This window comes from Nakamurella endophytica, from assembly GCF_014646215.1.
Lineage (GTDB): Bacteria > Actinomycetota > Actinomycetes > Mycobacteriales > Nakamurellaceae > Nakamurella > Nakamurella endophytica.
Map to the genome: position 1 here is coordinate 209,832 of NZ_BMNA01000003.1, position 12,928 is coordinate 222,759.

Sequence of the window (12,928 nt, forward strand, 5' to 3'; positions counted from 1 at the left end):
TGGGACCAGGCACGACCCGCGGTGATCGCGGTCCGCGCGCTCGCTACTCCGCCGACCGGTCGGTGCCCTGGTCCGCCGCGTCCGCATCGCCGCCGTCGCCGAGGGCCGCCGGCGCCATGACGGCGACGATCCGGTGCAGGTCCTCCACGGTCGCGAATTCGAGGATCATCCGTCCCTTGGCCCGTCCCAGCTCCACTCGCACCCGGGTGTCGAAGACGTCCGAGAGACGACCGGCCAGCCCGTCGAGCCCGGGGGGCGCGTTGCGCCGTGGCACGGTGCGCCGCCGGCGCGGGGTGGCCGTGGACAGCAGGACGACGGCCTCCTCTGTGCCGCGGACGGACAGGCCCTCCGCGACGACCCGCGCGGCCAGCTCCTCCTGCTGATCGGCATCGTCCAGCGACAAGAGCGCGCGGGCATGGCCCGCCGACAGGACGCCCGCCGCCACCCGGCGCTGCACGGCGACCGGGAGCTTGAGCAGCCGGATGGTGTTCGAGATGACGGGGCGGCTGCGGCCCAGCCGAGTGGCCAGCTCGTCGTGCGTCACGTCGAACTCGGCGAGCAGCTGCTGGTAGGCGGCGGCCTCCTCGAGCGGGTTGAGGTTGGCCCGGTGGATGTTCTCCAGCAACGCGTCCCGCAGCAGCGCGGCGTCCTCGGTGCGGCGCACGATGGCCGGGATGGTGGGGATGCCGGCGCGCTGCGCCGCCCGCCACCGCCGCTCACCCATGACCAGCTCGTAGTCGTCACCGGCGGGCCGGACGACGACGGGCTGCAGCAGCCCGAACTCCCGGATGGAGTGCGCCAGCTCCGCGAGCGAGTCCTCGTCGAAGTTGGTGCGCGGGTTGCGGGGGTTGGGCCGGATCCGGTCCACCGCCAGGTCGACGAACCGCGGACCGCCCGGGTCGACGGCCGTTGCCACGTCGGGTGTCTCGGCATCGGTGCTGCGTCCGGCGTGCTGTCGCGTCGCGTTGGGCAGCGGGAGGACGACCGCGGGCACGTCCGGTGCGCGGTCCGCCGGGGCCGGCGGCATCAGCACGTCGGCGACGGTGGTCGTCAGGGGGCCGGTCGGGATGAGCGCGGCCAGGCCGCGCCCGAGTCCGCCTCGGGATCGGGTCATTGCACACCTCGCGCGCCACGGTCGGCGATCTCTCGGGCGGCGTCCAGGTAGCTCTTGGCGCCGCGGGATCCAGGGTCGTAGGTCATGACGGATTGGGAGAAACCGGGCGCTTCGGACACCTTCACGGATCTCGGGATGACCGTGGTGAGCACCTTCTGCTGGAAGTGGCTCCGCACCTCCTGCGCCACCTGGTCGGCCAGGCGGGTCCGCCCGTCGTACATGGTCAGCAGGATCGTGCTCACCGAGAGCTCGGTGTTCAGGTGTTGCTGCACCAGGTCGATGTTGCGGAGCAGCTGGCCGAGGCCCTCCAGCGCGTAGTACTCGCACTGGATCGGGATGAGCACCTCACGGGTCGCCACCATCGCGTTCACCGTGAGCAGGCCCAGCGAGGGCGGGCAGTCGATGAAGACGTAGTCGTACTCCGCGTCGACGCCGTCGATCGCCCGCTTCAGGCGTGTCTCCCGGTCCTCCATCGTCACCAGTTCGATCTCCGCGCCGGCGAGGTCGATGGTGGCCGGGATGCAGCCCAGTCGAGGCGCGTCCGGGCAGGTCTGGATCGCCTCGGCGGCGGAGAACTCGCCCAGCAGCACCTCGTAGATCGAGGGGGTGCCGACGGTGCGCTCGACGCCGAGCGCCGTGCTCGCGTTTCCCTGCGGGTCGAGGTCGATGACCAGCACGTGCAGGCCGGCGAGCGCCAGCGCCACGGCGATGTTCACCGTGGTGGTCGTCTTGCCGACGCCGCCCTTCTGGTTGGCCACGCTGAAGATCCGGCGCTGCCGCGGCCGCGGCATGGTCAGGTCGCCGTTGCGCATCTCGATCGCCTGGCGGGCGGCGAGCGCGATAGGCGTGTCCTCCAGCACCGAGATACCGCCGGTGATGGTGTCGATGATGCTTCCTCCGCTGCTCCATGTTCCGCGTGGAACGGTGAGTGCCGTTGTTCCAGCGGCACTGAACCCGCTCTTGAGTCTGCGCGACCGCTGCAGGTGCATCGGGGATGTCGGACGCCGACACGCTGCGCCGTCCACGATCGACGGCGTGTCGGAGTGACCGCACGACGGCCCGAGCTGGCAAGCGCGGTCCGCGCTGCAGCTGTCGGCATTGGGCGGATCCGGGCGCTCGGCTGGCGTGCTCGGCTGTCCCGACCTCCCGTCGCGGCAGCGGATCGACCGGATCGCCGAGTTCGTGAACTTCACCGACCTGGTCGCTACGCCTCGGTCGAGACGTTCCACGTGGAACAGCGCAGTCATCGAGCGCAGTGGCCGGTGCCGGTTCGAGGGCGTTCTGGATGGGCGACAGAGGAACTTTGTCATGCTGCCCGACGGCAAGGGGAAGTCTGTCCTCCACGGTTGGGATCTCCATCCGCGGTCCAGCAGGCGTGAACGTCCGGTCGCGGGCGTAATGGCTGCGGCGGCGCACGTCGGCGTGAATCGACGCGGCGCTGATTCGTCGCGGCGCCGTCGCAGGGTAAGCCGTGTCGGACCCCGACCCGCGGATGTCTTCTACTTGATGCGTCGTGGAGCTTGCCCCCACGCGTAGCTCCGGTGAGGGACGGGCGTGCTGCCTTACGTGCCGCTCAGGGTCACGGATCCCAGCTCACTCCTCCCGCTGGTGTGTCGGTGACACACTCACGGACCCTTCAGGGCCATCACGTGTTCCACGTGAAACGGGCTGTACGACGGGGAAACCACAGGCGCTGGATCGCAAGTGTGCCGATTCTGCTGAGCTGCGAGCTGGGCAATGCACCGACAGCTGTTCGGCTGCGACACTTCCCAACCCTTCGTAGGGTGCGCCTCAATGGTCCGTCAGCAGCGGCGCTGCACAGCACAAAGAACCGTCATGCCGGGCCGGATCTGTGGGGTGACGCCGTTTCACGTGGAACTGGGTTGTGGCGGCAGCGACTGTCGGGCTCGGCACCAGCAAGGCCGGGCGCCGCACCCGTCGCGACCGGGGACGGTACAGGCGCAGATCCGCTAGTTGACGTAGAACAACCGTCGCAACCTCGTTTCACGGTGCTTTGGCCGTAGGGACCGCGGCCACCTCGCCGAGGACGGAGCCGTGCGCCGGACGTCTCCCTGAACGACGTACACGTTGCCAGTGACTGCCGTCGGTGCCGCCGTCCGATCGTTGCGCCGCACCGCAGAGTTGAGCGACGGCTCCGAAATCAGACGGCTCGCACGACCAGCTGGCTTCATTGCTCCTGCAGTTCCACGTGGAACAGTCGGCACCTTGTCGCAGCACGACGTCAGCGACGACACAGAGACCTTTCGGCCGCCGAGAGTCGGAACGAGGAGGATCAGCGCACTCCCGGACCACCGAATGGCCACGCCGGCGCCGTCTCCGGCGGTCGACGCGGCTGGCGGTTCACTCACCCAGGACGTCCGTTTCAGACAGGGCGACGGCGCTCGGGCCGAACCGCTGGACGGCTCGGCGGCGCGCCCCGGCGACGACCGGACAAGTACCGCTCGTCCCACAACCCCGACATGTCATGCATGGTGCGTGCGGGAGGCCGCACGTTCGGCCGCCGACCATGACTCCGACGGACCTCGGTGGCGAACGGACTGGCTGGTTCTCGTGTCCGCCGTACGGCGGCTGATGCCGGTGATCCGCCTCTGAGCACCACGCGGCGAGCCGCCGCTCTCCAATCCTCTGATCCGCGGTAGGTATCCAGAAGTCGCACCGCGTGTTCCACGTGAAACGGGTAGCCGGACCGCCGACCCATATGGTGCCGGCGCCTGGCAGCGAATGCCTGAGCGGATGTCCATTTCCCCTGAGCTCGGCACGGAGCGAGCCACCGAGGCACGACTGACCTGACTGCGCGCGCTCAGGACGCCGCGGTCCGGGCGGCCTGCGCCAGCGGGGTCAGGGTTGTGAGACTTGTGCGCAACCCGGCTTTCCGAGATGCGCTCAGGTCGCAGACACGGGCGGCAGAGAGCACGACGCCGGCGAGGTCCGGACGCCGACCTCGAACCCCGGCGAGTCAACTCAAGCAGGGAGGTCCGGGTTGCGGTTCGTCGTGGTGGCACCGGCGTGCCGGTCGCCAGCCGGCTCGGACTGTCGTCCCCGGAGCGTTCCGACGCCCCGAACGGACGCCGGCGGCCGGACCAACGTCCCGCCGGGTCGGCTTCGAGTCATCGCCTGCGCGACCGGAAAGCTCCTCCCGCGGGCCAGCGGCATGGAGGTTCCGTACTGTGACGAATAGAGCCGGGGTCCCGGTTCCCGGTTCCGCCGAGCGCTCGATTGCCGCGGTGGCGAATACGCGGCCAAGGCCGAACGCAAGGCGATGTCTGCGGTTGTAGTTGCACGAGACCCTCTGTTGCGCAACAACTCCGATGCCTGCTCGGTGCAGACTCACTGCACTGTAAGGCGTAATGTTCATCCACCGGCGAGAGCTGCTGCGGTCTTTGATGGATGACGCCAGGCTCCGACCACTTCTCCATCAGCCATGCCGGACGCGCCTGCGCGACGATGTGCCGTTCGCGTTGCACTCACCGGCGGCGACGTCCGCGGCTTGACGACGTTGAGGCGCTCCGACGTCGTGCAGCCCGGTATCGGCGCCACCCGATCCGGACGCCGACACTGAACGCCGGACGAGGCTCCCTCGCGCGCCCGACACCCACCGACGCATGCCCCTCGGATTCGTCTACCGGCGTCGTTCGGCAGCACCCGACCGACGATCGCCGGACCGACCGATCACCACCCGGGCGGGTGCGGGCAGCAACGCTCAGCGCGCTGACCGAGGGCTGCGCCCTCACGTCGGCATCGCTCTGATCCTCGCCGACCCCGTAGACCTCGCGACAGCGGGTCCGGACGGTTCCACGTGGAACCAGCAGTCCGCCCGCCGGTCACGACGGTGACCGAACGCCGCAAGACCCGTCCCGTCCGGGGAACCCCTCGCGAGCACTCCGGGAGACACGACCGACCTGCTCGACCGTCCTGACCCACGGTGTCGCTGACGCCGGCCGTGAGCAAGCGGCCGGCGGCTGGCGGATGTGCACCGCCGCCGGCGACGGACGTCCCGCGTCCTGCCCTCGACGCAGATGCGACCGCGAGCCGACCGTTCCTGTCGTCGGGCCATTCACGATACTTCGGCGCACCGGTAACAACGCCGGTGCGGCGCCTCCGCAGACGCACACACCGCAGATTCGCTCGCGCATGCGAAGTCGGAAGCCGATGCACCTCCGACGCGGTCACCGACGCGTCGTGCCACCAGACCACCCACCGCAGCGCGCCGACATTCCGTCATCCATGGGTGGTCTCCAGGACGCGGGTCCAGCCGCGTCTCGTCCCCGCACCGTGACGCACCGCAGCGGAGCGCTGACGTGGAACCGAGAAATGTTCCTGGCAAGAGCTTTCCAGAAGGGCGGACGTCACGTCATCCACGGACGGCACCGGGTATCCACGGTGCCGACGCTCGTCCGCTCGGACCGGCGAGGGCGACCCCTGCGGGTAGGCAGGCGTCGCCGCGGCTCTCATCGAACTCACCATGAGATTCCCGAGACCCGAGTCGTTGTCGCCCGGTGCGAACTGTCGTGGACGGTGCACAGCGGCGCCGCAACGCCACGGGCCCCGACGCCGCTGATCTCCGGACAAGACTGCCGACGCCACACCGAGTGTTGACGACGCACCGCACGCTGGTCGCAGCCGGACAGTGACCTCGGCGGCCGGGCCGCTTGCACCGCCACCCATCACCCCGAACAGCCGAGCCACCGGTCCGTGCGGCCGATGTCGACGTTGTCGCGACCGCTCGACACGGGCTGAGAGACCGGCGACTTCACCGACGCCAGCCGAGGCCAACCAGGCCGACCGGAGCAACTGCAGCCCCGTCATCGGGAGTCCGACCGTGCGATCACCGGGCCACAGCACACCGTACGAGCGACCGAGCGCCGATCGTCAGGAGTCCGGCCACCGGACACCGACCCGGCCGCCCGCGGTCAGGAAGCGAAGAGCTCCGACCAGGGCTGTAGCCGCGGGTCACGGACGGCCGCAGTCGAGGCATCGGCTGTATCGACAACCGCACCGACCGAGCGGCCCGCGGGGCGTCGGGTGGCGGGCTCGCGGCTCGCGGCTCGCGGCTCGCGGCTGACGGCGACGGAGCGGCGGGCGTTGTCGATGTGCCGGGTGGCTGACGGACCCTTGATGGGGCCGCCGCCGGGGTCGCGTCGGCGGAAGGGCCGCCGCCCTCGCTGACACGGCCGACCGCGGCAGGGCTGGCGCCTGCAACACCCTGGACACCGGCCGCCCTGGCGGAGGCAGGTCTCCCGCGCCGACCAAGCCCACCTCGGCACGTCCGTCGAGACAGGCCCGGTCAGGCCGTGCGCCCGCTTCCTCGCCCGCGGCCCAGGTCGCCGGTGGAGCCACGACCGGCACGCCGGTGTCGCTTCGCGCCCCCGGCCGGCGACCGCTCGTCCCGGACGGCCCGGACGACATGGACCGCCGGCACCACCACGTCGGCGCCGACCGTCACCACCTCGACGTCCCGGAGGCCGGTCCTGGCCACCTCGTCCCGGTCCCGGTCGATCTCGTCCCCGGCCGAGGATCCCTTGAGCGCCAGCAGCAGACCGCCCGGCCGCAGCAGCGGTGCGCACCATCCGGCCAGCCGGCCGAGCGGAGCGACCGCGCGGGACAGCGCCACGTCCGCGCCGCCGACCTCGGCGACCACCTGCTCGGCCCGTCCGCGGACCACGCGGCAGTTGGCCAACCCGAGCTCGGCGATCACCTCCGCCAGGAACACTGTGCGCCGCTCCAGTGGCTCGACGAGCGTCACCCGCACGTCCGGTCGCGCGATGGCCACCGGTATCCCAGGCAGTCCCGCACCCGATCCGACGTCGACGCCGGTCGCACCGGCAGGGACCAACTCCTGGACCACCACCGAATTGAGCACGTGGCGGTCCCACAGCCGGTCGGCCTCGCGGGGTCCGAGCAGACCGCGCACGATGCCGGGACCGCGCAGCAGCTCGACGTACCGCCGGGCCTGTGCAGCACCGTCCCCGAACACCCGTGCCAGCAGCACCGGATCCGGCTCGGTCGGCGGGACACCGTCCGGGTCGGCCACCTGCGGCCCGGTCAGGACGCCGGGCTCACCACGACGTGGCGCCGTGGTTCCTCGCCCTCGCTCGACGACTGGACGCCGTCCACGGAGGCCACGGCGTCGTGGACGATCTTCCGCTCGAACGGGTTCATGGCCGGCAGCTGCACGGGCTCACCCGTCTCGGCCACCCGCCGCGCGGTGCTGATGCCCAGCTCCGACAGCTCGGTGCGACGACGGGCGCGGTAACCCGCCACGTCCAGCATCAGCCGCGACCGGGCCCCCGTCTCGGCCGTCGCTGCCAACCGGGTCAACTCCTGCAACGCGTCGAGCACCTCGCCGCGGTCACCCACGAGCTTGGTCACGTCACCCTCGCCCAGGATGGACACCACGGCCCGCTCACCCTCGACGTCCAGGTCGATGTCCCCGTCAAAGTCGAGGATGTCGAGCAGCCGCTCGAGGTAGTCGCCGGCGGCATCGCCCTCGGCGACCAGGAGGTCGTGCTGTGCCTTGCGGCGCGACGGGCCGCCCGTGGCCGGCGTCTCGGTCGCGTCGTCGGCGCCCTCGTCCGCCGCGTCGACCTCGTCCGGCTCGACGGCCGTCAACTGCTCGCTCATCGGTTCCCCTTCGTGTGCACGTCGTGCCCGGGCGGGCCGGGCGTTTCCCCCATCCGGCCGGGTGCCGGGAGCGGGACTGCTGCGGGTCGGTTCAGGTGGCCGGGCACGGGCTGCGGACCGGGCGGTCCGGCCGGGCGCCTCGCGGAGCGCCGGTCAGCGCCTGCCGGACTTCTTCTTCCTCGACGGCGACGGTCGGTTCTGCGGTCGGGCGCCGGGTCGCGGTCCCCGGACGGCGGCCCCGTCGGCCCCGTCGACGGGACCCGGCGTACCGGGCGACGCGGTCCCGTTGGTGGCAGCGTCGGCCGACGTCGCCGGCCGTACCGGTGCGCTGCCGGCCGTGGTCCTGCCGTTGCTGCTGCCGTTCGTACTCGCGCTCGTCCCAGCGGACGGTCCGTCCTTGCGCAGCGACGTCGGCTGGATCACCGGGCGACGCGGGTCCGGTCGTGCGCCCGGGCGCGGTCGGGCGCCGGGCAGCGGCTTGGTGAAGCTGGCGGCCTGCTTGGCCTCCTCGACCACCTTGGTCTCGGCCGCCTTCTTGCGGTCCTGCAGACGGTGCGCGACGAACAGCTGGCCGAACGTCCACGAGTTGTTGGACAGCCAGTAGAACAGGATCGCGAGCGGGAAGAACGGCCCGCCGAGGACGACGAACAGCGGGAAGACGTACATCATGAGCCGGTTCATGATCGCGGCCTGCGGGTTGGCCGCCGACTCCGGGTTCAGCTCCCGTTGCCGCAGCACGGACCTGCGGCTGGTCAGGAACGTCGCGATGCCGGCCAGGATGGTCAACGGGATGCCGGTGGTGATGATGGTCGACCGGACACCACCGAGCACCGCCAGCTGGTCGGCCGGCATGGTCATGAACGAGGACAGCGGCGCACCGCCGAACAGCTTGGCCTCGACGAACGAGTTCACATCGCTGGCGCCGAAGAAGTAGACCTGGCCCCAGCCCGGCTTGAACGAGCGCAGCACGTGGAAGAGACCGATGAAGACCGGCGCCTGGATCAGCGCCGGCAGGCACGAGGCCAGCGGGTTGACCCCGGCCTCCTTGTTGAACTTCATCATCTCTTCGGCGAGACGCTGCCGGTCGTCCTTGTACTTCTCCCGGAGCTTCTTCATCTCCGGCTGGACGGCCTGCATCTTGAGCTGGCTGTCCATCTGCTTCAGGAACGGCTTGAAGAGGATGGCCCGGAGGGTGAAGACCAGGAACACGACGGACAGCACCCAGGCCCACGGGTTCGAGGGACCCAGGAAGGAGCCGAACACCTTGTGCCAGACCCACATGATCCCGGAGACCGGGTAGTAGATGTAGTCCAGGGAGAAGAAGTTGAAGGTCACGCGGCGTTGCTCCGGTCGGTCATCGGGGCCGGCGACCCCGCACAGGTGATCGTCGGCGTCGGGCCGACAGGCAGGGAGGTGCCCGCGGGTGGCACGCCGATCGCACGGTCATGGGTCTCGCCCCCGGCACACACCACGGACACAGAACTGCCGGCGGCCGTCCTGCGTTCCCGGCGGGGCCGGATCCGTGGCGGGACACGGTCGATCCCGCCGGTGCTCCAGGGATTGCACCGACCGAGCCGCCGCACGGTCAACCAGCTGCCCCGGACGGCGCCGTGCTCACGCAGTGCGGAGACCGCGTAGCTGCTGCACGTCGGGTAGTAGCGGCAGGTGGCAGGCGTGTACGGGGTGATGAAGCGTTGGTAGAAGCGGATCGGAGCGATCAGCAGCCGGGCCGCCGGTGACCCGCTCCGGGCGCCGGTCCCCACGGTCGCCCCGCCGTCCCGGAACTGTCCCGACGCCGTTGCCGCCGGGGGCGTCACGGACGGGTCCCGTGACCGACCGGGGTACCCGCGCGCCGGGCGGCGGTACGCAGGGCGGCGTCCAGGTCGTGCCCCAGGTCGGCGGAGGACGCGTTCGCCGCAGCAGGGAGGGCGCGGACCACGAGGTCCACACCGCTCGGCAGGTGGGTCAGGTGGCGGCGCACCAGGGGCCGCAACCGCCGGGTGATGCGGTGCCGGACGACCGAGTTGCCCGTCTTGCGGCTCACGACGAAGCCCGCGCGGGCCGTGCCGGTCGGGACGCCGCCCGGCGCCCGGTTCCACAGGTGCACGACCAGGGTGCCCGCACCGGCCCGCCGCCCATGACGCAACACGGCAGCGAAGTCCGCGGCCGTGTGCAGGCGCGATCCGGTGGGCAGCACGACCGTGCGGAGCGACAGAGGTCGGCTGTCAGGCCGACAGCTCGGCACGTCCCTTGCGACGCCGGGCCGCCAGGATGGCGCGGCCCGCGCGGGTGCGCATGCGCAGGCGGAAGCCGTGGGTCTTCGCCCGGCGACGGTTGTTGGGCTGGAACGTGCGCTTGCTCACGGCTACTCCGAACGGTGCTGGCAGGGCTGGACGGCAAAGGGGCGTACTTCCGCGGCGGTGAACCGCCATCCCGAGTGCGGGCACGCGACAGCCACATCAGGACGGATCTCCGTCCAGAGTAAGGACGTCCGGCAGATGGGTCAAACAGCGGTGACCGGACCCGTCCCGCCGGTGTCCCGACGGCCCCGCGGAGCCCACCGGACCGGCGCCGTCGGGCGGCCGCGGACGGCCGCCCCGCAGGTCTCGCGGAGATCACGGGGCTGTGCCCACCGACCGGGTGAGCCGGTGACCGGATCGTCCGGTTGCTGTGAAGACGCCGGGCTCTCACCTGCCGATTGCTTGCGGTGAGCAACGAGGCGTCCACCGATCGTGACTCGCTCGATCACGATCGCGACACGCCGACGGAGGTTCTTGCTTCGACCTCCCGTCTTGTGGAAGGGCCGGAGGTGTTGTTAGCGTTCCGCGCCAGCACACCACCCGCACCGCCGCTGTTGCCAGTCCGAGACCGGCAGGTGCATCCGGACAGGTCCACCCGCGCCCGGGGGTGGTCCCTGGCCGTACGAGTTGTCCACCTAGTGTGGACAACTCTGTGGATCATTTGTCCGGGGGTGCGATGCAGGGAGAGATGCCGGCTGTGGTCACCGACGGCACGCCGGACGAACTGACACCGGCCTGGCACGACGTCGTCGGGACCGTCGCCGACTCCCTTCGCGGCCAGCAGAAGGCCTGGCTCAGCCTGACCCGGCCGGTCGGCCTCGTCGGCAACACCGCGTTGATCGCCGCACCCACCAGCTCGGCCCGGGACTACCTGGAGCGCTCGCTGCGGGACACCCTTGCCGGGCACCTGTCCCAGCTGCTCGACCGTCCGGTGTCGCTCGCCGTCAGCGTCGCGGACGGCCCGCTGGACCCCGGTGCAGGCCTGCGGACCGCCGATCCCGACCCGGTCGAGCCCACGGAGCCCTCCGGCCGGTCCGAGCGCCGTCCCGGGCCGGCAGCGGAGGACCTGCGGCCGCGTGTCGTGGACACCGCTGTCGACGAGGTCGACGAGGACGAGGAGGAGGAGTCCTCGGCCGCGTCGGGTCAGGGTTCGTGGCCGGCCTACGGGTCCCTGCGGCGGGATCCCGTCCCGCCGAACCCGTCGCAGACCCGGCTGAACGACAAGTACCACTTCGAGACCTTCGTCATCGGCTCGTCCAACCGGTTCTCCCACGCCGCCGCGGTGGCGGTCGCTGAGAACCCGGCCGTCGCCTACAACCCCCTGTTCATCTGGGGCGACTCCGGCCTGGGCAAGACACACCTGTTGCACGGCATCGGGCACTACGCGCAGCGGCTCTTCCCCGGCGTCCGGGTGCGATACGTCTCCAGCGAGGAGTTCACCAACGACTTCATCAACTCGCTGCGGGACGACCGGAAGATCGTCTTCCAGCGGCGCTACCGGGACGTCGACGTGCTGCTGGTGGACGACATCCAGTTCCTGGAAGGCAAGGAAGGCACCCAAGAGGAGTTCTTCCACACCTTCAACACGCTCTACAACGCCAACAAGCAGATCGTCATCTCCTCGGACCGGGCGCCCAAGCGGCTGGAGACGCTGGAGGACCGGCTGCGGACCCGCTTCGAGTGGGGCCTGACGACCGATATCCAGCCTCCGGAACTCGAGACCCGCATCGCGATCCTGCGCAAGAAGGCCGCGATGGACGGCCTGGCGGTGCCGGACGACGTCATGGAGTTCATCGCCTCGAGGATCGAGCGCAACATCCGCGAGCTCGAGGGGGCGCTGATCCGGGTCACCGCCTTTGCCTCGCTGAACCGGCAGCCGGTGGACCTGGCGCTGGCCCAGGTGGTGCTGCGCGACCTCATCCGCGACGCCTCGTCCAGCGACATCGACGAGGCCACCATCATGGCGGTGATCTGCGACTATTTCGGCGTCAGCATGGACGAGCTGCGCGGCCCGGGGAAGATGCGGTCGATCGCCAACGCCCGCCAGATCGCCATGTACCTGTGCCGCGAGCTCACCGACCTGACCCTGCCGAAGATCGGCCAGGCGTTCGGCGGCCGCGACCACACGACCGTGATGCACGCGGCCAAGAAGATCCGCGCCGAGATCGCCGAGCGCCAGCAGACCTACGACCACGTGCAGGAGCTTTCGGCCCGCATCCGCGAGCGCACCCGCCGGCGGGGCTGACGCGAGGGCTGCCGGCTGCAGCGTCCGGCATCGACCGCCCCCGGCACCGCTCCCACCCGTCGCTGCGATGTCCGGGTTCGTCCGGGCCTGCTCGCCGGCGCGCGCGGCACGATCCACCCGATCCACCCGGCACGATCCGCGCGGCACGATCCACGCTGTCGAGCCGAGTCGCCGACCGACGCCGCCGCCTCGGTGCCCCAGCGCCTCGCGGGCGACGCAGCGACCCCACCGCCGGGACGACCTGCGGCAGCGGTCCCCACGCCCGGCAAGCCCGCCATCGAGCCGACGCCGTCGGGGCGACGACGACTCCAGGCGGGGGTCCGCCGACGCCCGGCCGGTCGGCGCGCAATCGGCACAGGTACCCGCTCCACCCGCTCGTCACACCGGCCGCGGCGGCATCAACCATCAAGTCGCGCTCGACCCCTGGGCGGTGGTCCGCGACGGCGCCCAGGGACGCGCCCATGATCGTCCCCGGTGCTCCACAGGCTGTGGACAACTGTGTGGACACCCGGGGACGGACGGGGGACAACCGGCTCCAGCGTCGTCCCGTCCACACCGGCACAGCCTTGTCCGGCGATGACGCACGCCGCCGTCCACACCGCGCCACGCGCCCTGTCCTGCAGCGCT

At 71.0% G+C, this 12,928-nt stretch carries 8 protein-coding genes and 1 pseudogene; 1 reads left to right on the forward strand and 8 read right to left on the reverse strand.

What is annotated here, in order from left to right; genetic code table 11:
* Positions 1-43 precede the first annotated feature (43 nt).
* From IEY37_RS08080 to rpmH, 8 genes and pseudogenes are all read right to left on the reverse strand, one after another.
* A complete protein-coding gene (locus IEY37_RS08080) occupies positions 44-1,114 on the reverse strand; it encodes a ParB/RepB/Spo0J family partition protein (RefSeq protein WP_188941043.1) in 1,071 nt (356 codons plus the stop codon).
* Positions 1,111-1,926: a ParA family protein gene (locus IEY37_RS08085; RefSeq protein ID WP_188941481.1), complete on the reverse strand. Its 816-nt coding sequence runs from the start codon at positions 1,924-1,926 to the stop codon at positions 1,111-1,113. Before IEY37_RS08085 ends, IEY37_RS08080 begins: the two co-directional genes overlap by 4 nt.
* 4,493 nt (positions 1,927-6,419) lie before the next feature.
* The gene (gene rsmG, locus IEY37_RS08090) at positions 6,420-7,166 is read right to left on the reverse strand and encodes a 16S rRNA (guanine(527)-N(7))-methyltransferase RsmG (protein ID WP_188941044.1); all 747 of its coding nucleotides are present in this window, start codon (positions 7,164-7,166) and stop codon (positions 6,420-6,422) included.
* Positions 7,167-7,177: 11 nt separating this feature from the next.
* On the reverse strand, positions 7,178-7,756 hold the full coding sequence (locus IEY37_RS08095; protein WP_188941045.1) for a Jag family protein: 579 nt from the start codon (positions 7,754-7,756) through the stop codon (positions 7,178-7,180).
* A 153-nt stretch (positions 7,757-7,909) separates the two neighbouring features.
* The gene (gene yidC, locus IEY37_RS08100) at positions 7,910-9,091 is read right to left on the reverse strand and encodes a membrane protein insertase YidC (RefSeq protein WP_188941046.1); all 1,182 of its coding nucleotides are present in this window, start codon (positions 9,089-9,091) and stop codon (positions 7,910-7,912) included.
* A gap of 92 nt (positions 9,092-9,183) precedes the next feature.
* Positions 9,184-9,519 (reverse strand): annotated as a pseudogene (gene yidD / locus IEY37_RS22785) (membrane protein insertion efficiency factor YidD); the annotation flags it as partial.
* A gap of 50 nt (positions 9,520-9,569) precedes the next feature.
* A complete protein-coding gene (gene rnpA, locus IEY37_RS08110) occupies positions 9,570-9,953 on the reverse strand; it encodes a ribonuclease P protein component (protein ID WP_188941047.1) in 384 nt (127 codons plus the stop codon).
* A gap of 28 nt (positions 9,954-9,981) precedes the next feature.
* Positions 9,982-10,119, reverse strand: coding sequence for a 50S ribosomal protein L34 (gene rpmH / locus IEY37_RS08115; RefSeq protein WP_010849920.1), 138 nt, complete (start codon positions 10,117-10,119; stop codon positions 9,982-9,984).
* 625 nt (positions 10,120-10,744) lie between these two features.
* Between rpmH and dnaA the strand changes: the two genes are divergently transcribed.
* The gene (gene dnaA, locus IEY37_RS08120) at positions 10,745-12,301 is read left to right on the forward strand and encodes a chromosomal replication initiator protein DnaA (protein ID WP_188941048.1); all 1,557 of its coding nucleotides are present in this window, start codon (positions 10,745-10,747) and stop codon (positions 12,299-12,301) included.
* Positions 12,302-12,928: the final 627 nt, after the last annotated feature.